20 protein-coding genes and 1 tRNA gene are annotated in these 25,881 nt (G+C 47.2%); 11 read left to right on the top strand and 10 right to left on the bottom strand.

Going from position 1 to position 25,881, the window contains the following annotated elements; genetic code table 11:
* Positions 1-96: 96 nt before the first annotated feature.
* The gene (locus GK108_RS02310; protein WP_163942140.1) at positions 97-1,725 is read right to left on the bottom strand and encodes an amidohydrolase family protein; all 1,629 of its coding nucleotides are present in this window, start codon (positions 1,723-1,725) and stop codon (positions 97-99) included.
* An 80-nt stretch (positions 1,726-1,805) separates the two neighbouring features.
* Between GK108_RS02310 and GK108_RS02305 the strand changes: the two genes are divergently transcribed.
* Together GK108_RS02305 and GK108_RS02300 are read left to right on the top strand one after the other, a co-directional pair.
* Positions 1,806-2,780, top strand: a complete 975-nt coding sequence (locus GK108_RS02305; protein ID WP_163942138.1) for a hypothetical protein — start codon at positions 1,806-1,808, stop codon at positions 2,778-2,780.
* Positions 2,781-2,799: 19 nt separating this feature from the next.
* Positions 2,800-3,582: a hypothetical protein gene (locus GK108_RS02300; protein WP_246224629.1), complete on the top strand. Its 783-nt coding sequence runs from the start codon at positions 2,800-2,802 to the stop codon at positions 3,580-3,582.
* Positions 3,583-3,681: 99 nt separating this feature from the next.
* Here the strand turns inward: GK108_RS02300 and GK108_RS02295 are convergent, their stop codons facing one another.
* The 7 genes from GK108_RS02295 to GK108_RS02265 all read right to left on the bottom strand — a co-directional run bounded on the left by GK108_RS02295 (position 3,682) and on the right by GK108_RS02265 (position 16,234).
* The gene (locus GK108_RS02295; RefSeq protein WP_163942135.1) at positions 3,682-4,575 is read right to left on the bottom strand and encodes a metallophosphoesterase family protein; all 894 of its coding nucleotides are present in this window, start codon (positions 4,573-4,575) and stop codon (positions 3,682-3,684) included.
* A 47-nt stretch (positions 4,576-4,622) separates the two neighbouring features.
* A complete protein-coding gene (locus tag GK108_RS02290; RefSeq protein ID WP_163942131.1) occupies positions 4,623-5,345 on the bottom strand; it encodes a hypothetical protein in 723 nt (240 codons plus the stop codon).
* Positions 5,346-5,347: 2 nt separating this feature from the next.
* Entirely contained in the window at positions 5,348-6,613 is a 1,266-nt protein-coding gene (locus GK108_RS02285; RefSeq protein ID WP_163942128.1) for a glycerophosphodiester phosphodiesterase, read from the bottom strand.
* On the bottom strand, positions 6,610-7,308 hold the full coding sequence (locus GK108_RS02280) for a hypothetical protein (protein ID WP_317166468.1): 699 nt from the start codon (positions 7,306-7,308) through the stop codon (positions 6,610-6,612). The genes GK108_RS02285 and GK108_RS02280 overlap by 4 nt, the downstream gene beginning before the upstream one ends.
* Positions 7,309-7,479: 171 nt before the next feature.
* On the bottom strand, positions 7,480-10,863 hold the full coding sequence (locus GK108_RS02275; protein WP_317166483.1) for a VCBS repeat-containing protein: 3,384 nt from the start codon (positions 10,861-10,863) through the stop codon (positions 7,480-7,482).
* Between the two features lie 131 nt (positions 10,864-10,994).
* Positions 10,995-12,848 (bottom strand): RagB/SusD family nutrient uptake outer membrane protein, encoded by a 1,854-nt coding sequence (locus tag GK108_RS02270; RefSeq protein ID WP_163942122.1) that lies wholly within the window; start codon positions 12,846-12,848, stop codon positions 10,995-10,997.
* A gap of 89 nt (positions 12,849-12,937) precedes the next feature.
* Positions 12,938-16,234, bottom strand: coding sequence for a SusC/RagA family TonB-linked outer membrane protein (locus tag GK108_RS02265; protein ID WP_163942119.1), 3,297 nt, complete (start codon positions 16,232-16,234; stop codon positions 12,938-12,940).
* Between the two features lie 762 nt (positions 16,235-16,996).
* On the opposite strand from GK108_RS02265, the gene GK108_RS02260 reads away from it, so the two are divergent.
* The 5 genes from GK108_RS02260 to GK108_RS02240 are packed head-to-tail and all read left to right on the top strand — an operon-like array spanning position 16,997 to position 20,435.
* Positions 16,997-17,518 (top strand): Rieske (2Fe-2S) protein, encoded by a 522-nt coding sequence (locus tag GK108_RS02260; RefSeq protein ID WP_163942117.1) that lies wholly within the window; start codon positions 16,997-16,999, stop codon positions 17,516-17,518.
* Positions 17,519-17,560: 42 nt separating this feature from the next.
* Positions 17,561-18,004, top strand: coding sequence for a thioredoxin family protein (locus GK108_RS02255; RefSeq protein WP_163942113.1), 444 nt, complete (start codon positions 17,561-17,563; stop codon positions 18,002-18,004).
* Complete coding sequence (locus GK108_RS02250; RefSeq protein ID WP_163942110.1) at positions 18,005-18,964, top strand: FAD:protein FMN transferase; 960 nt, start codon at positions 18,005-18,007, stop codon at positions 18,962-18,964. It abuts the gene before it with no gap.
* Between the two features lie 28 nt (positions 18,965-18,992).
* Positions 18,993-19,217 (top strand): DUF4266 domain-containing protein, encoded by a 225-nt coding sequence (locus tag GK108_RS02245; RefSeq protein WP_163943751.1) that lies wholly within the window; start codon positions 18,993-18,995, stop codon positions 19,215-19,217.
* A gap of 12 nt (positions 19,218-19,229) precedes the next feature.
* Complete coding sequence (locus GK108_RS02240) at positions 19,230-20,435, top strand: DUF3570 domain-containing protein (protein WP_163942106.1); 1,206 nt, start codon at positions 19,230-19,232, stop codon at positions 20,433-20,435.
* A gap of 278 nt (positions 20,436-20,713) precedes the next feature.
* Here the strand turns inward: GK108_RS02240 and GK108_RS02235 are convergent.
* Positions 20,714-20,786: transfer RNA gene (locus tag GK108_RS02235), tRNA-Met, on the bottom strand.
* 144 nt (positions 20,787-20,930) lie between these two features.
* Here GK108_RS02235 and era point away from each other — a divergent pair.
* From era to GK108_RS02215, 4 genes are all read left to right on the top strand, one after another.
* The gene (era, locus tag GK108_RS02230) at positions 20,931-21,851 is read left to right on the top strand and encodes a GTPase Era (protein ID WP_163942103.1); all 921 of its coding nucleotides are present in this window, start codon (positions 20,931-20,933) and stop codon (positions 21,849-21,851) included.
* A gap of 90 nt (positions 21,852-21,941) precedes the next feature.
* The gene (der, locus tag GK108_RS02225; protein ID WP_163942101.1) at positions 21,942-23,249 is read left to right on the top strand and encodes a ribosome biogenesis GTPase Der; all 1,308 of its coding nucleotides are present in this window, start codon (positions 21,942-21,944) and stop codon (positions 23,247-23,249) included.
* 53 nt (positions 23,250-23,302) lie between these two features.
* The gene (locus GK108_RS02220; RefSeq protein WP_163942096.1) at positions 23,303-24,220 is read left to right on the top strand and encodes a DMT family transporter; all 918 of its coding nucleotides are present in this window, start codon (positions 23,303-23,305) and stop codon (positions 24,218-24,220) included.
* A 229-nt stretch (positions 24,221-24,449) separates the two neighbouring features.
* The gene (locus GK108_RS02215) at positions 24,450-24,758 is read left to right on the top strand and encodes an ArsR/SmtB family transcription factor (protein WP_163942093.1); all 309 of its coding nucleotides are present in this window, start codon (positions 24,450-24,452) and stop codon (positions 24,756-24,758) included.
* Between the two features lie 56 nt (positions 24,759-24,814).
* Here the strand turns inward: GK108_RS02215 and ruvB are convergent, their stop codons facing one another.
* Complete coding sequence (ruvB, locus tag GK108_RS02210; protein WP_163942089.1) at positions 24,815-25,843, bottom strand: Holliday junction branch migration DNA helicase RuvB; 1,029 nt, start codon at positions 25,841-25,843, stop codon at positions 24,815-24,817.
* Positions 25,844-25,881: the final 38 nt, after the last annotated feature.

The following is a 25,881-nucleotide window of genomic DNA, read 5'->3' as shown; positions in this document are numbered from 1 at the left end:
CACAAATATCAATAGCTCTTACTTACCCAACTATACTAAAAATCGCCTGAACTCATCTTCTGATGAGTTCAGGCGATAGGCAATAGATATATAAACTTAATTCTTCCCGCCCGATACTTTACTAGGTTTCGGTGCTACGCCTGGCTGAGTTATTTCGAAATTTTCTTTCTCTTTAGCGTCGGCAACCATCTGGCGAACATCGGCCAATAGTTTTTTAGCGTCATAAACAACACCATCTTTCACCGTATATGTTACGCCACCAACACGCTCCACTTCGTTCTTTTCGTTCAGATGGATGGCGCCGGTACCGTACAAGACTTTCAGATTGGCGAGTGGGTTCTGATCAACAATTACAAAATCGGCCAGCTTACCCACTTCAACCGAGCCAATCTGATCAGTCATCCCGAGTGCTTCGGCTCCTTTCAATGTAGCGGCACGGATCACCTCCAGCGGATGAAAGCCAGCTTCACGTAATAACTCCAGCTCACGGATATAAGCAAATCCGTAGAGTTGATAAATGAATCCAGAATCAGAGCCTGCTGTTACGCGCCCACCCCGATTTTTATATTCGTTGATAAATTGCATCCACAGCTGGTAATTCTTCTTCCAGGCTACTTCCTGCTCGGTTCCCCAATTGTGCCAGTACGATCCATGCGAAATCCGGCTGGGACCGTAAAAACGCCATAAACTCGGCATTGTATAGTCATCATGCCATTCAGCCCGCCGGGCAAGCATCAGTTCGCGGTTGGCTTCGTAGATATTGAATGTAGGGTCAAGCGTGAAATCCAGGGCAATCAGCTCATCCATTACTTTATTCCACCGTTCGGTACCGGGCTTGGCGGCTTGTTGCCAAAGATTACCCGCTTCTTCAAATCGGTTCTGCTCGTTACCGTAGTTATAAGTTGCCGGATAATTCTGAATGGTTTTGTCTTCGAACAACGCTTCCGGTAAACCATACCAGTGCTCCAATGACGTCAGACCAGCTTTTGCCGTAGCCAGCGCATTCATACGGGCCACTTCCAGCTGCGCATGGTGGCAGGCCGACCGAAGGCCAAGTTTCTTATTTTCCTCCAGAGCGGCCCGAAATATAGCAGGCTCTGCCCCAAAGAACTTAATACCATCGGCTCCGCGCTTGGCGTTCAGTTGTACCCAGGCCCGTGCCTGTTCGGGCGTACTGATTGCCTCCTTAGCTCCCTGCCCAAAAACAGTGTAGGCTTTGATACGTGGCGCCGTAATTTCGTTACGTTCACTTTTGGCGCGATGTTCAAGTACCCAATCAAGCCCATTACCACACGATGGGTCACGAATGGTTGTGATGCCATGAGCCAGCCAGAGTTTGAAAACGTACTCCGCATTGGCGCCCTGCGCCTGCCCACCAATATGACCGTGCATATCCACAAAGCCCGGCATCAAATACATTCCTTCGCAGTTCAGCTCCTTGTCCCCGGGAGCCGCTTTCGGGCGTCTTCGTTCTTCAATGGGAACGCCTGGATGGCCAACTGACTGAATCTGAACAATTCGATTTTTTTCAACGACAATATCCATCGGGCCCACCGGAGGAGCCCCAGTACTGTTGACGAGTGTAACACCTCTGATAATTAGCTTTCCGAAGGGACCATCACCTTCGTGTCGCGCTGGCGCTTTGGGAACCTGAGCCCTCAGCGAATGAAAAATAGAAAGGGTAATGTAAACAATTAGCAGGAGTCGTGAGTAAGGTTGTATCATGATTGGGCAATTGTTTGGTAAAGAGTTGTAAGATAAGCGAAACTGCCTGATTTTTGCCGAGTTGAACCTGAAAGCATTCTATGTTCATTCAAAAAAATTTTCTGCTGATCGTCCTTGCTCTGGCTGTTGTATTCGCGTTTGCGATGCGAGCAACCATTTTTCAGCAGCAAACGACTAGCACGCCACCACCAACGAATGGAATAGCCACCAATTTTGCGGATTACTGGTTCGCGAATAAGGCTGAAGTCAATACGTATCGACTTGAGCAGGCTGACTATGGCGTTTTAAATCCGGGCGATGTCGTTATGGTTTTTGCAACCGTAAACTTTCGGACCGATAAACAGGTAGAACTCGATACGGCCTTAAGCGTAACGGACAAGGACAAAGCAATACCGGTCCTGAAAACGAACATCATCAAAAAATTCACAACGGGTCTTCACGACCATTCGCTTCTAACCTCCGTCTTTACCCCAATTAACACCGGCGATAGTCGGTCAGGCCCTTTCGCCAATACACTGAAAGTCAGCACAACCAGTCAGGATTGGCTTGGCCATACCTATCTCCAGCTTAACTACAGGAATAGCAGCTACCGCGTACAAGGCAATTCCTATTTTGAGCATGAAGTCGATGAAGACTATACCGTCAGCAAAGCAACCCTGGAAGACGAACTCTGGAACCGAATTCGTTTAAACCCCGAAGCGCTGCCCAGGGGCGAAACTCAGTTGATTCCGGGAACAATGACGGCTCGACTGCGCCATGCCCGCCTTGATCCGCTACCGGCCAAACTCAAAATCGACAACTATGAAGGAGTGCTTTATCCGGGTAAGTTTCTCAAATCATACACCATTGAATACCCTACCGACGACCGAACGCTGATCATCATTTTTGAAGGTCAATTCCCGCATAAAATTGTGGGGTGGGAAGAAACCTATAAAACTCGGGATAACCTTCTGACCACCAGAGCCGTTTTACAGAAAAGCATAACAACCGATTATTGGAATCACAACGCTCCCGCCGATAGCACGCTACGGAAAACATTACTCTTGAACCAGTAAGATGGAGCACCACCATACTATGAAACGAACGTTCACACTGAACTGGGCTTTATTCTGCTTTTTTACGATAGCCCTACTAGCCTGCTCCAGCGATAGCGATAAACCTAAAGTTGATACGGAAGGGCCGATTTATACCCTGATTTTTCTCGATAAAACACGTAGCGTCAATATCAACAAAGCCTTTGTTGCTCAGAAGTATCAGCAGGCTATAAATGATATTATCGAGCAGAATATCCGCCAGAAAGGCGACAGGCTTGAGGTCTACTTCATTCACGAAAATACATCGAAAGCCCGATCGCTAAACGTAACGGTACGTTCTGAAATGGAAGACGTATCGGCAGCCAGTCCAACTGACCGAGAAACTGCAGAAACCGAATTCGCCATGTCGCTCTCTCGCGAAAAAACGCAGATACGTCAGCGTGTCTTACAGCAGCTGGTCACTCAAAATGCGGGCTCATCGAATCAGGAAACCGATATATGGGCCAGCCTTCCGGTCATTGCCAAAGCCAATGAAACAGGTGCAACCGTGAAAGTGTATTACCTGAGCGATATGATTGAGAGCGTAAAAGGGGCTACCCGGCGCGATTTTCAGGTGAAACCGCCAAAAGATAACGCTCAGGCCGACGAATGGGCCAAAACCGATGCTGCACAGTTAAAAAAATATGAGATTGGCAGTCCAGAAATCACGATGGTTCTACCTTTCGAACCCAACGCTTCAGTTAAAGAAAATAACCCGGCGGTTACGCAATACTGGCAAACGCTTTTTTCGGAACTGGGTGCCGGGAACGTAGCAGAAGAATAAGTAACAGAAAATACTTCCTCAACAAAACGAAGTCCTCCCAAATGCTTATCATCTTTGGAGGACTTCGTTTTGTTGAGGAAGCTACGCTACGTATCGAATTTAATCGGCCAGTGGCGTTTCTTCCACCTCAACTTCGGAGGGAATCTCGAACTGATAACCCTGATCGAAGCCAGAAAAATCACTTCGCAGACAATAGGACGTTAAACGCAGTCCATCGCCTTCGCGCCGAACCGCCAGATAATGGAACAATGGTTTATACGTAGTGGCTAGGTCAGGGAGTCGCGTGGGCGACATGTTCAGCGGCTGACGTAGCCCTCCTCCGCCCCCGATTACCAGAAACTCTTTTCCATCAAACTGATAGCGTTCAAAGGCGTGCGAATGTCCCGTAATAAACAGCTTCGTTTTACGGGCTTTCGTGTAGGCTGGCACAAATCGTTGTTGCACCAGTTTCGATGATCCAACCAGCTTACTGTTTGAATAAGGTGCGTGATGACACGTAACAATAGCAACATTAACCGCCGGGTCTTCATCCAGATCTTTCAGGGTCTTTTCGTACCAGGTTTGCTGCTTTACCAGCTCCGCAATGGATAGTGTACTGAAGTTAGAGTTCAGCATCACGACGGCAATCGAATCCGTTATTTTCACGTAACCCGTTGGAATGTGTTCGGGGAAACGCTTCTGGAAATTTCGGGCACCTTTTTTAGGCCGTCCCATTACGTCGTGGTTACCCATAATGGCATATACGGCCGTTCCAACGGCTGTACATTTAGCCAGAAATTCGTCAATGATTCGCCACTTATTGTTTCGATAGCCTAATGATACAATGTCGCCCAGCCAATACAGTACGTCGGGCTTCAGACGAATAATTTCGGCAAAGATTGTTGTGGTGGCTTTTGTGTTCTGATGCGTACGTAATACCAAGCGCTCAACCCACATAGGAGCTTGCGTATCGCTCAAAAATAGAATTTCCTTTTTATGACTTTCCTGATCCATAACGCTCTATTTATAGCTAATAACGGCAAATCGTAATGAACAATTATCTACCAGGAAAACGCTCGCCATACCAATTGTGCTTCGGCGGTGAAGGCTGCGTTTTTAACTGCCACAGCATCAAACCATTTCAGTTCCCCAGCTACTCTAAAACGACGGCCAATCGGATATGTGTATGAAACGCCTGCCATCCAGCCCGGACTAACCGTACTCGAAAGAACGCGCCCACCATAATCCAGTTGAGAATGATTAACGTAAGCACCCGTTCCGACCGTAACGGCCATACGCCGAACCAGATTTCGTTCGATCCCTCTAATCCAGGCCAAAGGCATTGAAAATACCAATAGAATAGGTACTGCTGACACATAGACATGCGTGCGTTCGCCCGCTACGGTTCCCCGATAATTATACATCGTGGTCCAACCGCTTTCAAGGCCTACCCGCAACCGATGATCAGGATACCACATCACCCGTAGCGATGCAGGCGAACCAAATCGGCTAATACGGGGTCGCTCCAGATTGGATGGAATGCCCAGATGAGTAGCATAATAAGAAAGTCCTCCTCCAGCCGTAACCACCAGGGCATAATCCCATCGTCGGGTACGAATAGAGTCTGGCAATCGCCGTCGAAAACGGGTTGTGTCATTCGCCAATCGCCAGCTACGTCGGATTCGGGTCGAATCGGTGCTACGTTGGCGTCTCTGTGCACTTGCTACGTTATTGATCAGGAGCAGCAGAACAATCAGGCCAATACAGTGGGAAATATTTTTCATAATTATTGGCTTGAGTAGTGATAATAAGCCACAACGGACGAATAATTAGACAGAATACCGTCGAAGGTGTTTTGCGCAATAAACTCCCGGATAAACTCTGGCTCATCGAGCGTCCAGACGAATACGGTCCGGCCCTCTGCCTGCATGGCCGCAACTTCAGCCGTTTGCGGACCTAAGGTCCAGCGGGGAGCCCAGATTCTGGCGTTCAAGCTTCGGGTAGTTGCCGTGTCCAATTCGCACAGAATCGGCGTGTTTTCTTTATCACTTAGAGCCTGATAGGAAGCAACAGCATCTGTTGACGGTAAGCCAATTACGATACGTAGATTCCGGCGGGCCAAAATAGCTCGCTGCCGGTATTTTTGCTGAATAGCCTGTACTTTATCCATCGGCCCAATGTACTTGGTATCGAGCCAGACAAACTCCAACGACGTATTGTTAAGAACGGCGTCCAAGGCTTCTTCCAGTGTCGGTATTTTTTCGCCATTGATGAGCCGCACCAGATTATTTAGCTGCTGATACGTATAATTTTCGATGGGACCGAGCAGGCCGTTTTTCTGAACAAGTCGCAAGTTCAACGTATTGTCGTGGTACAGAATGGGCACACCATCTTTCGTATAACGCACATCAATCTCAATCCCGTTAGCCCCCAGCCTGGACGCTAACTTGATCATATCGACCGAATTTTCGGAAGCTGGCAGTAAATCGGATGTTCGGCCTCCACTACGATGTGCCATTATAGCAAACGGTCGCGAATTCAGTGGCCTACGATACGTAAAGGTTACTTTTTGAGCTGGCTCAGCATCATCATTACCATATGCGCCATCGATCACTAGCGTATCACCATCTGTTAGACTACCAGAAAAAGGCTGTAGCTGCCCGTTCCGTTTTTCCCGCACTGTAAGACGAGTCTGTCCCTTTTGCGTGTTCGTCAACTTACGCCAGTAGCCCGATAAGGCCAGACTATCGGCTTTTGTGTTAATTTCCAGGTTGAAATAGGCTACATCTACGCCCGAAAATACGGAAAGGTAATGAGTCGTGTCAGTCCCTTCCAGCGTATAAGTCCACTTTAAAACGACCTGATCGCCAAACACGCCAGCCCCATCTGTTACGCCATAAACACCGTTCATAGCCTGGCGAATAGCGGGTGTGAATTTTCCCGATCCTGGCTGATTCGTAAATGTATAAGGCACAGGGGCTTCGTACTCTTTCCGGCATCCCCAGAAAAGCAGCAACAAGAACCCGATACCGATGATGCCGTATTGTTTCACAGAATGAATCCGAAAATTAGTTGAGGATAAAACAGATTGCGGTCAAACGTATCATAGAGTGACCAGAGCTGCCAGTTAAAATTGGAATATGCTGCACGGAAGCCAACTGATACGTGACGTTCTTTATAAAATGGCTGTTCGAGGATAAACGTAACTGCAACGCCATTTACCTGCCGCCGATCATACACAACAGCCAGGTTACCGACCTTTGATCGATAATAGAGATCCATAATGGCTTCGCCTTTAACGGTTAACTCCAGATCTCTTGTCAATCGGTAACCAACAGACAGATTGGGAAAGCTTTGTGCGCCAAAAGCCTGACTGTTAAACACGTCTTTGATTTTTAGCGCGCCAAACCAGCCGGTCAGATCATAACCAACGGCCATATGCAATCGATTTGTAAGTGGGGTTGCCCAACGTAATCCTACAGCCAGATTACTCTGAACAATCTGCGTCTGCAATCGACCAACCAGAAACAAATGCTCCGTTAAGCCTCGCTGAACATGAAAGTCGATAGCCGGAACGCTAACCCGTACTTCCTCGGTCAGTTCGGGCGGAGTCGTTGTAAAAACAGCGCCAATCGATTTGCGCCACTGCCCCGGCAAAGGAGCCTGAGGGAAATAAATTTCTGGTTGTTCGGGCCATTCAGAGGCAGGCAATTGCGCAACTGAAACAGTAGTTACAGACGCAAGCACCCCAAGGAATAGACAAATTTTTGTAAATGTAGTTCGAATGGAGACCACCTATATACGTGATAAGAATAAACGTACTGATGGATGTAAACTACACGATAAGGGATTATGTTAAAAAAGAACACTGGGTTCAGTGTTCTTTTTTAACTGCGCTTTAGCCAGCTCGTTTATCACTCACGGTTTCTGGACAGAGTAAGCCTGTAGCGGTCGCTGATTAATACCAAACAATAGGTTATTTCCCACCGATACAACAGAACGGACATCGCCCTCAACGCCAAAGCCAGACTGGGTTTGCGGCAAAGCCTGAAAATTGCCTTTACCGTCTCCTTTCATCAGGAGCCCATTGTTTGCATCGGAACGGCCGAATCGTAAACGAACCTGCGTCGTGTTTCCACATAGCAACAAATCCTTGCGCCCATCCTGATTATAGTCTAACGAAGTGATTGTAAAAACGGGTGAGGTCTGTGCTGATAACGGCAACGTTTTTTCAGTTAGTTTTCCGCTCGGTGTACTCATAAACGCTGTTGTTGTCAAGCAATTAGCCGTCAACCGTTTAGCATCCTGTATTTCTTCTTTCTTGAATACATCCGTCAACGTAGCGTTTGAGTAGCTGTCGTAATTAGTAAACCGATGACGTAGCATACCGAGCTGTTCCAGCAACTCATCGCGCGTGGCATGCGGGTAGCTTTTCCCCTGCACATATAGGCACAGGATAGGGTCTATTTTGCCATTATTGTCGAAATCTTTGTAATACAATTCGGCTGGCTCCTGGTCGCTGGCCCGGCATTGTGTATTCATCCCCTGATTACCTACAATCAGGTCTGGGCGACCGTCGTTGTTGAAATCATCAATTAATACCTTATTCCACCAGCCGCGATAGTCTTTATCTAAGTATGTTTTGGTCTGATCCGTTAAGCGGCCATTGTCGGAACTGAGTATGGTAATCGGCATCCATTCGCCAACAACAACCAGTTCCGGCTTTCGGTCTTTGTTAAGATCTATCCAGGCCGCGTCGGTAACCATACCCAGTTGCGAGAGCATAGGGGCAAGTGCCGCTGTTTTATCCGTAAAACGAGGAATTCCGTTCGTTGTCTCATTGATGAGTAAATAACTGGTCGGTGTTTCAGGATAACGACCCGGCACTACACGCCCACCTACAAACAAATCAGGCTTACCATCGCCATTGATATCGGTAGCCCGAACGCATCCCGCACTGGTGCTCATAGCAGGCAAGGCTCCTGCAGTTTTTGTAAAATGCCCTTTCCCATCGTTCAGATACAGACGATCCTGCAAACGCGAATCGCCCAGCGACAGATCACCATAATAACCGCTACACACATACAGATCAGGGAAGCCATCACCATTGGCATCGAAGAACGTAGCGTCAGCATCGCTGTAGGCGTTATCGGCCTCAAAGGCAGGTTGTGCCGAGCGGCTAAACTGCTGATTTGCCTGCTGAATAAATAAAACACCCGCCTGATCGCCACTACCTCCCGCATAAATATCCTCGCGACCATCGCCATTGACATCAGCTTTTACCAGACACGGGCCATTGAACGATTGAGCATTAACCAATAACGTCTGCCGTTTAAAGTCATTGACGGAGCTGATCGGATCGGCAAATGCAATTGGCGCTTTTACTTCTTTAAAAATAGCCGGTGTATTCGGGGTCGGCGAATAAGTCGATTGGGCGTTTTTTTCCTCAATTGTAAGCAATTGATCTGCTTTTACAGCTCTAAGTACCTGTTGTCTACCCTTCGGCCAAACAATACGTAGTGAATCAATTGTTGCGTTCTTACCTAATCCAAAATGCAAGCGGGGCGATACACTCGATTGATAACCACGTATTGGCATTTGCTCCAGATACTGCTGTTTACCAGACTGGTAGAGTGTTAGCTTTGCGCCCACCCCTTTTGTGTTAGCTCCTGATCCGACCAATTGAACAGATAGATAGTGGTTCGCGGATTTCGAACGAGCTTCATTCTGGAAAATAAAGGCAGGCTGATTAGTGTTGTTCACCACCAAATCCAGGTCGCCATCGTTGTCCAGATCCGCATAAGCCGCGCCTGTACTGTTCGATGCTTGAGCTAATCCCCAGGCAGACCCAACATTGGCGAACGTAACGTCACCCGCCGAATCGCCCCCCCGATTCCGAAACATATAGTTCATTACGTTGGAGGATGGGATTTTATGAACGAGTTCCAAAACGTCTTCCCGCCGAAAGTTAGCGGGGCGATTGCGCATGTAATCGGTCATAAACTTTAAAAAGTCCTGGTTCGTATAGTCCCGAACATACCCGTTTGTTACGTATAGATCTTTCCAGCCATCATTGTCATAATCGGCCAGCAACGGAGCCCAACTCCAATCGGTATTGGATATGCCAGCCAGTTGACCCACTTCCGAGAAGATGGGCACGGCCTTGCCAGTTTGATTGTTTCCCGTTATACCCTGCTCAACGCCCATATTCAGCTGCAACATATTCCGCATGTGCTGATAATGAAAGCCTGATTCTACTGCTAGATTGAACTTTTCGTAGTTATCGGGCGCCATCAGAAGCTTCTGCCGCCGGTTATCTTCGGGCAACATATCGAGAGTCAGAATATCCGGACGGGCATCATTATTCACATCAGCCACATCGTTACCCATTGAAAAATGCGACGTATGCCGAACGCTGTTTTTCAGTTGGTTGGTAAAGGTCGGTCCGTTGCCACGGTCATCATGATTATTCAGGTAGAGATAATCAGGAATCGTGTAATCATTCGATATGTACAAATCAGGCCATCCATCGCCGTTTAAGTCAGAAACGCCTAACCCAAGCCCATAACTCAACACCGAACTGCTAATCCCCGACCGCTCCGTTACGTCCTCAAAGCGATTACCTACGTTACGTAGTAGCCGTACGCCAATTTCTGGGTTACTCTGCTGCAACAAGGCAGCTGTTGGGCCGGGATCGAGAACGGGCAAAAGACGCGGATTATGATTCAGCAAAAACAAATCCAGATCACCGTCGAGATCATAGTCAAAAAAGGTGCCCTGCGTACACTGTTGCGGATTCGCGAGGCCATACTGTGCTGCCTGATCGGAAAAATGCGGAACGCCCTGTTGATCGACGCCTTCATTGATAAATAACTGAGGAACTCGCTTAAATGGTGGCAAACTTCCCGAATAACAAACGAATAAATCAAGTCGCCCATCGCCGTTTACGTCGGCCATTGATACGCCCGTTCGCCAGGGGCCTTCCCGACCAGCCACGCCGGCAGCAGCCGTTACGTCTGTAAATTGCATTAATCCTGTTTGGCCTTTGTTCAGATACAACTGGTTGGGCACCATATTGCCACTGAAATAAATATCCTCAAAGCCATCGCCGTTCAGATCGCCTACTGCCACTCCGCCACCGTTGTAGAAGTATTCATACATCAGTACGTTCGTATTCAACCCTTCAGTCAGATTGTTGGCAAACGTAATCCCTGTCTGCTCCGGCGTTAACGACGTGAATAAAGGAGCTTCAGGAGGGCCAGCCGATTTTTCAGCATTCTGACAGGCACTTAACCAAAAAATACAGACCAAAAGGGAGCAGCACAAAAACGTTCTCACAGCTTAATAAAGGATATAAATTGGCGAAAAATAAGTCAAAAAATGCCAGCGCACATAGCGCTGGCATTTCGAATCAACCCTTATATAAACAAGTACTAGTAGCCCGGATTCTGAATAAGCTTACTGTTCCGATTGATCTCATCCCGGTTGATGGGCAGGAAGTAAAGCTTATCATTCCACTTGCGGTTCTCCTTACCAACACCCAGATCCTGTACGCTATAGGTATAGCTATAGTTATCCTTACTGTATTTGTAGGTCGTTACCGACTTACCCGGTTTGAGCTTACCCGTAATCACAATAATCTTGGCCTGGCTACCCAACGCGGTTGGCGCAATCATCCAGCGACGGACATCGTAGAAGCGTTGATCTTCGAACAGCATCTCAACATTCCGCTCGTTCTGATAACGGGCCATCAGCGCAGCACCTGATTCCGTCATGGCTGGCATACCCGCCCGGAAACGAACCCGGTTGATCCAGGTGCGAGCTTCTTCATCCTGGCCTAAGGCCATGCAAGCCTCGGCATAGTTGAGAACCACTTCCGTATACCGGATTTGAATCGATGGAACTTCCTGACGGATATTCATATCCACCAGCGTCGGATCAGGGTCCATGAACCGACGGATGCCGTAACCGGTCCAGGTACCATTCCAGTTCTCGATCGTACTGTTACGTGTATCAAGTCCGGCATAGGCAGTCACGGTTCCACCGCCTGTTCCGGTTTCGTAGAAGCCCATCTGAATCTGACCGGCGGGGTCGATACCTGCGCCATCGGGCGTGCGTGGTTTCCACTGCGCACCGTCGTACAGAATCGACTGGTAGAAACGAGGATCACGGTTTTCGTAAGGAGCAGCCGCATGCGTCGGATTTTTCCAGTCGAACTTCGTACCGTCCATCATCTCGTAGCTATCAACGAGTTGCTGCGTCGGTTGGCTGGATGTCCAGCCGTGGTAACCGTTCGGCATGTTGTTACGAGGATACCAGGAGCCCCAATCGTCGAACGAAGCCCGGATGTAGTATTTCAGGAAAATACCGTCGGCTTCTCCTCCATTACGTGACAGCGACAAGTTGAGGTAGTTCTGCTGGCCTTCGGTCGGAGAAACCGGGGCCGACAGGTTGAGTTTGTAGCCGTACTGGTTCAGATCCATAACCGCTTTGGCGGCAGCCTTTGCTTTCTGCCAGCGAGCAGCCCGGTCTCCACTAACGTAACCCAGCAACTCCGGATTAGTAGCGCTAGCGATTACACTCGATTTAGTTTTAGCGGTTGGAATGTCGTGCAAATCACTGGCTGCGTAGAGCAGTACGCGGGCTTTCAAAGCCATAGCAGCTCCCATTGTAGCCCGACCAGCCGCCATTGTTCTGCCTTTGAGCAGAATAGCCGCTGAATCCAGATCGCTTACGATAGCGTTTACACACTCTTCATACGTATTACGAGGAATGTTAAAATCCGCTTCGTTTAACGTATATGCAGTTTTGATGATCGGAATACCGCCATAATAACGTAGCAATTGATTGTGATAATAGGCGCGCAGGAAATACATCTCCCCTTTCATCCGATCAGCAATGCCGTTCGAATTATCAAATTTCGGCTTAGCCAGGTTAGCCAGCGCGATGTTGGCGGCCCGGATACGCTGATACATAGGGCTCCATTCCATCGTGTTTTTAATAGTCCCTACATTAGAGGGGCTCACGTTGGCTTCGTTTACATCCTGCTTACCGAAACTGTATAGGGCGTTATCGGTCTGGCAGTCAAAGCTCATCTGATCCAGAATACCATCCCGCAAGCCATTGTACACATCTGTTACAAAGGCGTCCGACAAGGATGCATCTGCCCAGACAGCGCTACCCGACACTTTATCGACGGGCTGCGTGTTCAGGAAGTCATGGTTACAGCTGATTAGCGTTGCCCCCAACAGCACTCCCCCAATCAGGCTTTTTAAAGTATAATTCATTTGATTCTTATTTGAAGGTTGAGGGTCAGCAGTTGTTACGTCAATACGAACACAATCAATCCCCGACTCTCAGCCGTTAAACACATTGATTAGAAGCTCAGAGACAGACCCGTGTTGATGATGCGCGACTGCGGGTAGTACTGCGCGTTACCGCCAGCCGACTCTGGATCGAACAATCCTTTCATAGCTGGTGCGTACGTTGCCAAGTTCAGCGCGTTCACGTAAACCCGTAGGTTGCTCAATCCGATCCGATTGCCCACCGTTGCAGGCAGCGTATAACCCAGCTCCAGGTTTTTCAGACGGATGTAGTCCGTACTCTTGAGCCAGTAGGTAGTTCCGTTGGAGAAGTACTGGTTACTACGGTCAACGATACGAGGATGAACCGTGCTTGGATTATCAACCGTCCATCGGTTATCGTAGCTGTACTGAAGGAAGTTACCAATCGTACCCGACTCTGTTTGCAGGAAGATCTGTCCGCCTGTTGCCGCCTGGAACAAAATCGTCAGGTCGAAGTTTTTCCAGCGCAGGTTTCCGTTGATACCCCCCTGGAAGCGAGGCAGGTTATTCCGATCGGCCCGTACCCGGTCATTAGCATCAATTTTGCCGTTACCGTCGATATCCTTGAGTCGCATGTCGCCAGGACGTAGCGTGCTGGCCCCTACTCCGCTGTAATCAATTTTGTTAGCGTCGATATCAGCCTGTGTAGAGAAAATACCATCGTACTGGTACATCAGTGTTCCATTTTGCTGGTTCGGGTCATTGACATCCGTCGGGATGGGTTTACCGGTCGACCGTTGCCATTCAGGTGCTCCCGGTGTTTCGTCCCAGAACGTAATGGTGTTCTTTGCGTAACCACCATTGACGCTTACACTGTATTTGAAATCACCCGCCTGACCATTGTAGCCAACGTTAAACTCATATCCGCTATTGGTAACCTTCCCAATGTTGGTAGCAGGCAACGTAGCACCCGTGGTTTGAGGAATAGATGCGCTTTTCCGCCATAAAATGTTCGACCGCTTATTCTGGAACACATCAAATTCGAAGAAAATCTTACCGTTCAGCAGCGATCCTTCCAGACCTATGTTGGCATTGTTTGCCACCTCCCACGTTAAGGACGTATTAGGCACACCGTTTTCGTACAGCGTCTGCGCTACCTGATTACCAATTACGTAGCCCCAGTTGGCGTTAACAACGTCGCCATAAGCATAGGTTGGTAAGTAATCATATTCCCGCAGCGTATTGTTGAAGTAAACCTGGTCGTTACCCAACTGCCCCCATGATGCACGCAGTTTCAGGTTGCTAACGACTGGAAGGGCTTTCTTGAAGAAACTTTCTTCAGAAATACGCCAGCCTGCCGATATACCAGGGAAGAAGCCCCACCGGCTCGACGCAGGGAACATGTACGACCCATCATAGCGTCCCAGGAACTCGACCAGATAACGTTCTTTGTAGTTGTACGCAGCACGACCAAAATAACTCATGCGCGCACGCTGCCAGAGTGGGGTTTGCGTAGGGCTATTTCCCGAGTTTTTCTCGGCACTACCACCGGCAAAGAGTTGATCGATAGCCGTTGAAGCAAAGTATTTCCGGAAGGCAAAGAAACCGTTTGAGTTCCCCTGCTCTTTCGTGATACCGGCCAGCAACGTAATGGCATGATCACCCGAGAAGTTCCGATCGTACGACAAAATCCCCGACAACAGCGAATTGAACTGATCGTTGGTGTACTGGTTCAGTTCAGCCTGAGCCGGCCCCTTAGCTACGCGCTGTAAAAGAGGCTGGTTATTCGCATCATAGGAGGTGTAGTCCCAGCTGTAAACGTACCAGGGGGTCTGCCAGCGTTTCCCCTGCTGAATATATTTGTCCAGGGCAACGCTACCGCTAAATTTCAAACCAGGCACCCAGGGGTTTGTGACATTCACCGTGGCATTGCTTTGCAGGTAGTACCGTGTATCGCGATCGTAACCCGTGGCACTCGTCGTTACCAGTACTGGTTGCTGCCCATTTTCAATATCGGGAGCTGGTAAGCCATTAGGCCAGTAAGCTGGCTTATTTGGATATCCCCGCATCAGCATTCGGAAAATATCACCTGCCCCTACCGTTGGGAAAAAGCGGTTTTCCTGACGACCAACGACACCCGTTACCAGACTGATGTGCTTGCTGACCTTGGCATCGAGATTCAGGCGGAAATCATACTGCTTATAGCCCGTTGCCGAGTTCTTGTAATAAGCATCCTGATTCTGATAGTTGGCAGAAACCAGATATTTAATGTTTTCACCACCACCGTTGAGCTGCAATGTGTGGCGTGACTGTGGCGACCAGTTTTTCAGGGCAGCGCCGAACCAATCCGTGTTGGGATATTTCCAGGGATCGGAACCATCCTGATACTTCTTGATTTCATCAGGCGTATAGGCCGCTTTGGCCACAGCTCCATTGTCTGGGCGGGTGTATGTCCCTGTTGTGTTGAACGCATCGAGTGCCGGCTTCCAATACTGTGAGGGCAGGTTATAGGCGTTGATTTCGTTGTTCAACTGTGCGTATTCAGCGGCTGACGCCATTTTAGGAATAACAGTCGGCTGTGCCCATCCCTGGTTGAAGGTATACGACAATTCAGGCTTGCCTGTCTTACCGCGCTTGGTCGTTACCAGGATTACGCCGTTAGCCGCCCGCGAACCATAGATAGCCGCCGACGCATCTTTCAGGACCGAAATACTTTCGATATCGGCTGGGTTCAGACGATCGATACCCCCGGCCCGGGCTGGTACTCCGTCAATAACGATCAACGCATCATTGTTACCCAGCGTGTTCGATCCACGAATACGGATTGCCGATCCATCATAGCCAGGCTCACCACTACGGTTGGTAGCAATAACGCCCGGCATTCGCCCCGCAATAGAATTGGTCAGGTTAACAGCCGGTGACTTTACCAGATCAGTTCCTTTAACAGATACAACCGACCCGGTTACGGTTTCTTTCTTCTGTTCGCCATACCCCACAACAACAACCTCATTCAACATTTTGTCGTCCGATGCCATTGTTACGTTGATTTCTGTTTTTCCATCAACCCCTATTTCCTGGGTTAAAAACCCAATGTAGGAGAATACCAGCGTGGTAGTTTTAGAAGGCACATTCAGCGTGTACCCACCATCTGCCGATGAAACCGTACCAGTTGTTGTTCCTTTCACCAGAATACTCACCCCTGGCAGGGACATCCCCTGAGCGTCAGTAACTTTCCCTGAAATTTTCGATTGTGCAAATGAATAAATCGACGTTAATAAGCAGAAAACAATCAGTATACCTGTGGTATATGGTCGGACTCGCCTTCCATTATTCCCCAAAGGCTCCCTTTGTCCGCAAAGAGGCCCCTTTTCGGTAAATCGTCTTTTCATGAAATCATCCTGTTTTTGTTCAATTGGATAAAGTAAAAAGCACTAATTATCTACTGACTCTATATTAATGAGTATAGAGCTTTTTTTTACCTTATTAAACCAAAAATAGGACTAATCATAGATTAAAACTCTTAAAAATCTTACAAAAAGGCAATAAACTCATAAGTATTTATACCATATAGCCTTATTGTGAACCCTGAAAATATATTTACTTATCATGAAAACAATAAACAGAATTCGAAAAAATAAATCAGACTATTTTTACTTAATATACATAAGGCAATGATTTTGACTGTAGCTCTACATGGATAACCCGATCAATCCCATAGATAAATGATCATAAAAAAACTGCGATTTCAAAACTAAGTAGTATTAACAAATTCAGGGGCTAACATGGTATCCATTACTTACTATTGTACCACCAACCGAAAGTAGACACAATTTGATAGATGTTGGATTTCTCCCCACCCCATTATCCTAACATGCCTAACTGTGAACTGAAGTAGCTCAGACTTTATGTTACTGAGGGCAGATGGTGTAGAAAACTCTCAGATAAGATGGCATTTATCTCCCCTCTTCAGCACCGGGTAACTTTTCAATAAATTGCCGTTCAGCTTAATTGAATTCAACGATTTCATTTAGTCTTCTATCGGGATTAGCCACCGAACTATTTTTAATCGAATTTTTATGTCTACCCAGAAACACAGATAAGTAGAATTACGTATTAGAGAAATAGACATTCTTTTGGCTATATTTCTTCTAATGAACCGATTTGACTTTTTAAAATCCCTTGGGCTTACAGGCGCTGCCCTAATGGCCGCCATGACGTCCTGTATTCATGAAGAGGATACGGTTGTTAATGCGCTGACAATCCCCGGCTCGCAAAGCACAGCACCAACAACATCTACAGTTGCTAGTGGCACAACAACATCGCCAGCCTCGAATACAACGACAGCTGGTTCGGGGGTTGACTTAAGCAAGATTACCAATCGTCTGCTGACCATCAACCTGACAACAACGACTGCTCTAAAAACCGTAGGTGGCTACATAGCTCAAAGCGGCATTGTTGTAGCACAGGTTAGTACGGACGTTTACGTAGCCGTTACCCAAACCTGTAGTCATGAGCCTAAAAAGGCCATCATTTTCAACAAAACAGAATTCTATTGTACGCAGCATGGCGCTCGGTTCGATTTGACGGGCAAGGGCAAAAATAGCTTTGGTAGCAAGGGACTAACCGTCTACAAAACCGCTACTGACGGTACTACACTCGTCGTATACAGCTAAGACGAACCAAAAAATCAACACTAATCCAGCTATAAGAAGTCAATGAAAATTTTCGTGTTATCGCTACTTGCGCTACTAACAGCAACAGCTCCAGGCTGGCAAGTTAACTTCGATCAGGCCAAAGCCGAGGCAGAACAAAGTCATAAATTGATACTGCTCAACTTTTCGGGCTCCGATTGGTGTGGGCCTTGTATCAAATTGAAAAAGGATATTTTTGAATCGGCAGAATTTAAGGAGTTTTCCTCAGAGCATCTTATCTTGGTTCGGGCCGATTTTCCAAGACTTTCCAAAAATAAACTGGCTGCTACTCAGGAAGCACATAATGAAGCCCTGGCGGAGAAATACAATAAGCAGGGGAAATTCCCTTTTACAGTATTACTCGAACCAGATGGTCGTGTACTAAAGGAATGGGATGGGTATCCACAATCGATGACGGCAGGTTCGTTTATGGCTTCTATTCAGGCCGTAACATCGAACAGGAAGTAGATGGAATCAGCCACACGAATTCATCGCTGGTTTGGACGGCTCATGGGCAACCGTTTTGAGATTAGCGTTGTAAGTTCAGACACCGATTGGGCCAATACCCGACTCGCTGACGCCGTGGCTGAAATCAGACGGATTGAGCGGCTACTCACTACGTTCGACGATACGAGTCAGACGAATCAAATCAATGCAAACGCGGGTATTCGACCAGTGCAAGTCGATGCGGAAGTATTTGCCCTTATAAGCCGCTCACTACGACTTTCAGCGCTTACCCAGGGAGCATTTGATATTACGTATGGCTCTCTGGATAAACGATTCTGGAACTTCGATACAACCATGACAGCGTTGCCCGACGCCAAAACTGCTCGGCGCCTGGTACGGCTCATCAATTACCGCCATGTTGTGCTGGACGAATCCGCTTTGACCGTATTCCTGAAGGAAAAAGGGATGCGGATTGGATTTGGCGGTATTGGTAAGGGATATGCGGCCGAACAGGCTAAACGACTCCTCCAATCGCTGGGAGTAGAAAGCGGCATTGTCAACGCAGCTGGTGACCTCACAACCTGGGGCAAACAACCGAACGGTCAACCCTGGACAATTGGCATTGCTGACCCTGACAATCAGGGCGGGGCTATCCGTGCATTTTCTTACCTGACCATCAGTGATATGGCGGTTGCTACGTCGGGTAATTACGAGAAATACGTTTTAATCAACGGTAAACGCTATTCGCATACGATTGACCCCAAAACAGGCTATCCCGTATCAGGCATTAAGAGCGTAACAGTCATTGCTCCCAATACTGAACTGGCAGATGCCCTGGCAACTCCCGTAATGGTGATGGGTGTTGATGTTGGCCTTCACCTCATCAATCAAATGCACCACATCGCTTGTATTATTATCGATGAGGAGGACCAAATTCACACATCCAGCAACATCCGAACGATAACACCGGCATCAGTTTAAAACCGTAACTAGTACTGATTGATCTATGATGAAACGAATCGCCTGCCTAACACTACTCACCATGTCTCTGCTAGGGGCAGGTTTGTCGGGCTGTGTTTCCGTTAAGGAATACCAGAAAAGCCGTATTAACGACGCTGACATGGAATTGTCGGCTCGCAAATCGGAGAAATTTGAGCAGAATTTTTATCTCTATCGCGAAGGGGCAGCAGGTGCCAACGGCGGTAAAAGTGGGGGCGGCTGTGGCTGTAATTAAGTACTTATCAGCATGAAGAAGATCTGCCTATCAGTTGGGCTGCTACTAAGTTTGTGGCGAGCCGGACAAGCCCAGCAAACACCCACCTACGAAAAACGTAAACTACAGGTCGCTGAAGTGAATTTGGTGTCGAGCTATTACGAACAGGGAGGACAAAACTCTGCTGTTACGGGTGGTATCGGCTCAGAATATTTGCGCGACTACGCTCAATCCTTCGATTTAGTACTCAAAACAACCGATCGCCGGAATCGGGAGCATAGTCTTGTTTTTGATTTTAACCTAGATCATTACACATCAGCCTCCTCCGACCAAATCGACCCACTAACTGTTTCGTCTGCTTCCCGTAGTGATACGCACATATATCCGTCTATTTCCTGGAGTATGCGCGATGATGCACGGCGTACGACCAAAGGAATTTCAGTTGCCTATTCAACGGAATACGATTACAAATCCTATGGCGTCAATTTGAACTTCAGTAAATTATCGGCTGATAACAATCGGGAGTTTAGCGTAAAGGCGGGTGCCTTTTTTGATACGTGGACGGTGATTTTACCCGCCGAACTTCGACCAGAAGGGTACGGCTCGGGAGCCCACGGAGACCGCGACCCGGTCGATTACAAACCGCGTAACTCCTATAATCTGGGGTTATCGCTTTCTCAGGTAATCAATAAACGGTTGCAGGCTTTTTTCACCATAGAGCCCGCTTTTCAGCAGGGGTTGTTAAGTACGCCTTTTCACCGAATTTATTTCAGCGACGGCTCCGAGACAGTCGAACGATTACCTGGTTCTCGATTCAAGCTGCCTCTGGGCATGCGGCTGCACTATTTTCTCGGCGATCGCTTCATTTTTCGCACCTTTTACCGCTACTATCTGGATGACTGGGGCATGAAAGCCCATACTGTAAATCTGGAAATGCCCGTTAAACTGACCTCATTTATCTCGCTCAGTCCATTCTACCGCTATAGTAATCAGACAGCAGTGAGGTATTTTGCTCCATACGGCCAACATGCTACAACTGACCGCTATTACACCAGCGATTACGATATCTCAGGCTTTCACAGTCAGTTTTTCGGGATGGGTATCCGGTTGGCTCCTCCGGGTGGCGTGTTGGGGATTGGTCATTGGCAAAGCGTTGAATTACGCTATGGACGCTACGATCGGAGCGCAGGATTAGGCATGCAGGCCAACAGTTTGACTTTTTTGGCTAAGTTCAAGTAGCTGTATCAATTGGTAATGTTGGCTTCTCGGGCTGGGGTTCAGGCTGTCTGTTTATATCCGACGCGGGCCGTTCGAACCTCAACACCTGATCTGATTGCTCCGTATTACACTCGATTAACTACGGATCTTATTATTTGACGTAACGCACGAAATGGATCACACTTCATAGCTTTTGCAACTGGTCCAAAGGAGATCTGTTTCCATCCCCAATTACTTCCACGAATAAAATCAAAAACGCCTGATCAGCTTTCTATCGGCTAATCAGGCGTTTTACTTAGTAGCGGGAGCTGGACTCGAACCAGCGACCTTTGGGTTATGAGCCCAACGAGCTACCAACTGCTCCATCCCGCGATGTTGGGACTGCAAAGGTACGAACACTTTTTACTTTTACAAGTACCTTTGCAAAAAAAGTTTATTCTTTTCAGGAAACGTTTTTTCTCACGACATAGTTGTTCCCTAAAGCCGCTGTAAATCAGTCAGCGGGATCACCTAGATATGAATACAGAATTAATACAAAATTTTCCGGCCGATCATAAGGCCGGCTTCATCAGTATCGTTGGAAAACCCAACGTCGGAAAATCTACCCTGATGAATCAGCTCGTTGGTGAGCGTTTATCCATCATTACTTCCAAAGCCCAAACAACCCGGCACAGAATTATGGGTATCCTGAACGGTACTCACAATGGTCAGGAATTCCAGATTGTTTATTCTGATACACCGGGAATTATCAAACCGCAGTATAAACTTCATGAGTCCATGATGAGTTTTGTGCGCGGTTCTATTGAGGATGCGGACGTAGTGTTATTTGTGACCGACATTTTCGAGCAACATGATGAAAACGACGTAATAGCACGTCTACAGAAATCAGAAGTCCCCATTCTGCTACTGATCAACAAAATTGATCAGGCTACTCAGGAGCAGGTCGACGAAAAGATTGCCTACTGGCAACAACACTTTAAGGCCCAGGAAATTATTCCAATCTCTGCGCTCAACGCCTTCAATATTGACCGGGTCTTCGAAGCCATCATCAGTCGTCTGCCCCAGCATCCGCCCTATTTTCCTAAAGACGAACTCACCGATAAACCTGAGCGTTTCTTTGCGTCAGAAATTATCCGGGAAAAAATTTTCCTCAACTACAAAAAAGAAGTTCCTTATAGTAGTGAGGTCATTATCATTGGGTTTAAGGAAAAGGAAGATATAATTGTTATCCAGGCTGAAATTCTGGTTGAACGAGCCACTCAACGAGCTATTCTGCTGGGCGAAGGCGGCAAAATGATTAAGAAGACGGGGATTATGGCCCGCGAGGAACTTGAACGCTTCTTTGGCAAAAAAGTATTTTTAGAACAATTCGTTAAAGTAGAGCCTGATTGGCGCCAGAAAGAGCGAATGCTTAAGCGGTTAGGATACGACGAATAATTCTTACAGGAGTAAGCACCGGAAAAGCCGGAAGTTTGACCAACTCTTCCACTCATCGCTTTCTACTTACTCCCTTTCTCATCTCAAAAAATGGCAAATATTGTTGCAATTGTTGGCCGCCCAAATGTGGGTAAGTCTACGCTGTTTAATCGCCTGACGGAACAGCGACAGGCCATAATGGATAACCAAAGTGGTGTTACCCGCGATCGTCATTACGGAACGGCGGAGTGGAACGATAAATATTTTACGGTTATCGATACGGGTGGATACGTTGTTGGCTCGGAAGATGTTTTTGAAGAATCAATTCGGGAACAGGTTGAAATTGCCATTCAGGAATCAACTCTTCTGCTCTTCGTTGTCGATACACAAACCGGACCGACCGGACTCGATGAGGATTTTGCGAATGTGTTACGCCGTTCCAAAAAACCGGTTTACGTAGTTGCCAATAAAGCTGAAACGTCAGAAAGAGCGCACGCAGCTGCTGAATTTTATTCATTGGGGCTGGGGGACCCTTACCCTATCTCGTCAATGACAGGTACCGGTACCGGTGACCTGCTGGACGAAGTTGTCAAACACTTTCAGATCGATGGCGTTGCTGATCCAGATGCTGGTATTCCCAGAATAGCTATTCTGGGCCGTCCGAACGTAGGCAAATCGTCGTTCCTGAACGTATTAACCGGCCAGGATCGTAGCATTGTTACGGATATTGCCGGAACAACGCGCGATGCTATTAATACACGCTATAAAGCCTACGGAAAAGATTTTATTCTGACCGATACGGCAGGCATCCGGCGTAAAGCCAGAATAACTGACAACATCGAATTTTATTCGACGCTACGTTCGCTTAAGGCCATGGAAGAGTCGGACGTGTGTATTATCATGCTCGATGCTACGCGAGGACTCGAAGCGCAGGACTTAAACATTATTGGCCAGGCGGTTAAGGCTAAAAAGGGCGTTGTTATCATGGTCAATAAATGGGATGCTGTTGAAAAAGACCACCGCACAGCCGATGTTCTCCGTAAGGAAATGATTCAGCGAATGATGCCGATTGATTATGTGCCAATCATTTTTGCTTCTGTCCATGAAAAACAACGAATTTTCCAGGTAATGGAAAAAGCCATGGAAGTCTATGAGAACAAGAGCAAAAAAATTACGACGTCGAAGCTCAATGAAGCTATGCAGCCTGAAATTGAGGCCTACCCTCCTCCCTCGCTAAAAGGGAAACAGATAAAAATTAAATACATGCTGCAGGTTCCTACGCCATCGCCAACATTTGTATTTTTCTGTAACCTGCCTCAGTACGTTCAGGAATCATACCAGCGATTCCTTGAGAATAAACTTCGCGCCCACTTTGACTTTACGGGCGTACCGATTACGCTATTCTTTCGGCAGAAGTAAGTTCAACAGGGCCTGGTAGTAATAACCAGGCCCTGTTAGTATTCATTCACTACATGACTCCGCAATCCTCGCGCGTTCGCTACTGGCTTGGGGCTTTTCTAGTCTTTCTGGCAGCTTTTTGCTTTGCGATGAAAGGCGTTCTAATAAAGCTGGCCTATCAATATCCCATTGATTCGATCTCGCTGCTGACGTTACGTATGCTGTTTGCCCTCCCATTTTATGTGATTATAGCGTTACGTCTTTCGCGCACAAAGCCAATTAACCACCTGACCCCTAAACAGTGGATCATACTGGCTTTATTGGGTATTACTGGCTACTATCTGGCCAGTTATTTTAATTTTTTGGGGCTTGTTTATGTAACCGCAGGTCTGGAGCGGATTCTATTGTTTGTGTATCCCACCTTTGTCCTATTGATGAACGCCCTGGGGTTCGGTCGTCGCGTAACTCGACTGCAGATTATAGCTCTGTTGCTCACCTACGCCGGAATTCTGCTGGCTTTTCTGGGTAATGTGGAAACAGGACAGCAAAAAGATATCTATCTGGGTGCCTTTTGGGTTCTTTTAAGTGGCCTGGTATATGCCGTTTATCTTGTTGGCAGCGATCAAATGATAACTAAAGTTGGGTCTCAACAGTTTACATGCTATGCAATGATAGCAGCCACTGTTCCAACCGTTTTACATTGCGCCTTACAGAACGGACTTCAGCTTGGTGGCTATCCTCTGCCTGTTTATGTACTTGGGGTAAGTATGGGAATTTTTGTTACCGTAATTCCTACGTTTATGATCGCTGAAGGGATTAAGAGAGTGGGGTCTGGAAACGCATCAATCATTGCTAGCATTGGGCCCATCTTTACTATTATCCTGGCAACAACGATTCTCCATGAGCAAATCAGCTGGCAGCAGGTTGCGGGAACCGTATTCGTTTTAATAGGTGTGTTTCTGATTGGCTGGCGCGGGCAAACAAGAAAATAATGGCCTGCGAGTATAATTTCCCAAAAAATACTTTTTGGTAGGTAGGCTATATTTATTAATATTTGTCTTTGTGTTTATTCAAAAGGCCCATAAACCAATCCTCATTCGATAATAGGATACAATTTTTACCTTTGAATAAATAATATCTCATTCACGACCTGTTAACCCGCAGTAATATTATCTCAATAACTTAACTTAGATAAAGCACACCTAACCATTGAGTCCTTGTATGGCTACCGAAATGACTACAGAAGATGAAAGACGAGTAGACAAAGCAGCCTATGTGCTAAAGGCTGTCGCTCACCCTTTGCGCATACGAATTATTCAGATGCTGAATGATAGTAAAGAGCTGAACGTATCAACAATCTACAAAAATTTAAATGCCGAACAGTCTCTCATTTCACATCATCTGATCAACATGCGCGACAAAGGTATCTTAGACATCCGACGTAGCGGAAAAAACATTTACTATTTCCTAGTAGATTCAGCTGTCTCTGACGTCATTGACTGTATCTACAAAAGCAAAATTTTGAATTAGTATTATAGAGCAAGGCCAGACAAATTCAATGGCCTTGCTCCATTTTGCTCGCCTGATCAGCCAAATAGCTCCCCAGTCTTATAATTCGGAATGACGCCCAAGTGTATATAGGCTTTCTCGGTGGCTTCACGGCCACGTGAAGTACGCTTCAGAAAGCCTTCCTGAATCAAAAAAGGCTCATATACTTCTTCAATTGTTTCGGACTCCTCGCCACAGGCAGTAGCAATTGTCGAAAGGCCAACCGGACCGCCTTTAAACTTCTCAATGATCGTCGATAAAATTCGATTGTCCATATCATCAAGTCCATTCTGGTCAACATCAAGCGCACTTAGCGCAATCTCTGCAATGTCAACGTTGATATAACCATTTCCCTTCACCTGGGCAAAATCGCGCGTCCGGCGCAACAGGTTATTAGCAATACGTGGTGTCCCGCGACTACGACGGGCAATCTCATAAGCCCCCTGCTCGTCGATAGGCGTTCCCAGAATAGCCGACGAGCGCTGAATGATGCTGGTCAACAATTTAGCGTCGTAATACTCCAGACGGCAGCTAATGCCAAAACGCGCCCGCAATGGCGATGTCAACATTCCGGCCCGAGTAGTGGCGCCGATCAGCGTAAAGGGATTTAGTTTGATCTGTACGGTTCGGGCATTGGGACCAGAATCGAGCATAATATCGATTTTATAATCTTCCATTGCCGAATACAGATACTCTTCTACAATTGGATTCAGTCGATGAATCTCGTCAATAAACAGTACGTCGTTTGGCTGCAAATTGGTCAGCAGACCAGCCAGGTCACTGGGTTTATCCAGAACCGGACCAGAAGTCATCTTGATATTGGCATTGAGTTCATTGGCGATAATATGTGATAGGGTTGTTTTACCCAGTCCCGGAGGACCATGTAGTAGTACATGATCAAGGGCATCACCTCGCTGCATAGCAGCCCGAACGAATACTTCGAGATTGTCGAGAACTTTAGCCTGCCCGGTAAAGTCTTCGAATGAAAGCGGTCGAAGTGCCCGTTCGATTTCTTTGTCGGTAGCCGACATTCCCTCGCCCGTTCCTTTCAGAAAGTCGTTTCGCATGGTTTTGTTTTAGTGCGTTTATGGCTAAAATCACACAT

The sequence above is a fragment of the Spirosoma terrae genome, from assembly GCF_010435915.1.
GTDB classification, from domain to species: domain Bacteria; phylum Bacteroidota; class Bacteroidia; order Cytophagales; family Spirosomataceae; genus Spirosoma; species Spirosoma terrae.
The sequence above is the reverse complement of the archived record's forward strand: the minus strand, read 5'-3'. Positions and strand labels throughout refer to the sequence as shown.

Excerpts from the sequence above, each read along its gene's own strand:
- GK108_RS02220 (WP_163942096.1), top strand. The coding sequence starts at position 23,303 with ATGACTCCGCAATCCTCGCGCGTTCGCTACTGGCTTGGGGCTTTTCTA.
- GK108_RS02295 (WP_163942135.1), bottom strand. The coding sequence starts at position 4,575 with ATGGATCAGGAAAGTCATAAAAAGGAAATTCTATTTTTGAGCGATACG.
- GK108_RS02300 (WP_246224629.1), top strand. The coding sequence starts at position 2,800 with ATGAAACGAACGTTCACACTGAACTGGGCTTTATTCTGCTTTTTTACG.
- GK108_RS02310 (WP_163942140.1), bottom strand. The coding sequence starts at position 1,725 with ATGATACAACCTTACTCACGACTCCTGCTAATTGTTTACATTACCCTT.
- GK108_RS02260 (WP_163942117.1), top strand. The coding sequence starts at position 16,997 with ATGAACCGATTTGACTTTTTAAAATCCCTTGGGCTTACAGGCGCTGCC.
- GK108_RS02245 (WP_163943751.1), top strand. The coding sequence starts at position 18,993 with ATGAAACGAATCGCCTGCCTAACACTACTCACCATGTCTCTGCTAGGG.
- GK108_RS02250 (WP_163942110.1), top strand. The coding sequence starts at position 18,005 with ATGGAATCAGCCACACGAATTCATCGCTGGTTTGGACGGCTCATGGGC.
- der (WP_163942101.1), top strand. The coding sequence starts at position 21,942 with ATGGCAAATATTGTTGCAATTGTTGGCCGCCCAAATGTGGGTAAGTCT.
- ruvB (WP_163942089.1), bottom strand. The coding sequence starts at position 25,843 with ATGCGAAACGACTTTCTGAAAGGAACGGGCGAGGGAATGTCGGCTACC.
- GK108_RS02290 (WP_163942131.1), bottom strand. The coding sequence starts at position 5,345 with ATGAAAAATATTTCCCACTGTATTGGCCTGATTGTTCTGCTGCTCCTG.
- era (WP_163942103.1), top strand. The coding sequence starts at position 20,931 with ATGAATACAGAATTAATACAAAATTTTCCGGCCGATCATAAGGCCGGC.
- GK108_RS02305 (WP_163942138.1), top strand. The coding sequence starts at position 1,806 with ATGTTCATTCAAAAAAATTTTCTGCTGATCGTCCTTGCTCTGGCTGTT.
- GK108_RS02265 (WP_163942119.1), bottom strand. The coding sequence starts at position 16,234 with ATGAAAAGACGATTTACCGAAAAGGGGCCTCTTTGCGGACAAAGGGAG.
- GK108_RS02215 (WP_163942093.1), top strand. The coding sequence starts at position 24,450 with ATGGCTACCGAAATGACTACAGAAGATGAAAGACGAGTAGACAAAGCA.
- GK108_RS02255 (WP_163942113.1), top strand. The coding sequence starts at position 17,561 with ATGAAAATTTTCGTGTTATCGCTACTTGCGCTACTAACAGCAACAGCT.
- GK108_RS02270 (WP_163942122.1), bottom strand. The coding sequence starts at position 12,848 with ATGAATTATACTTTAAAAAGCCTGATTGGGGGAGTGCTGTTGGGGGCA.
- GK108_RS02240 (WP_163942106.1), top strand. The coding sequence starts at position 19,230 with ATGAAGAAGATCTGCCTATCAGTTGGGCTGCTACTAAGTTTGTGGCGA.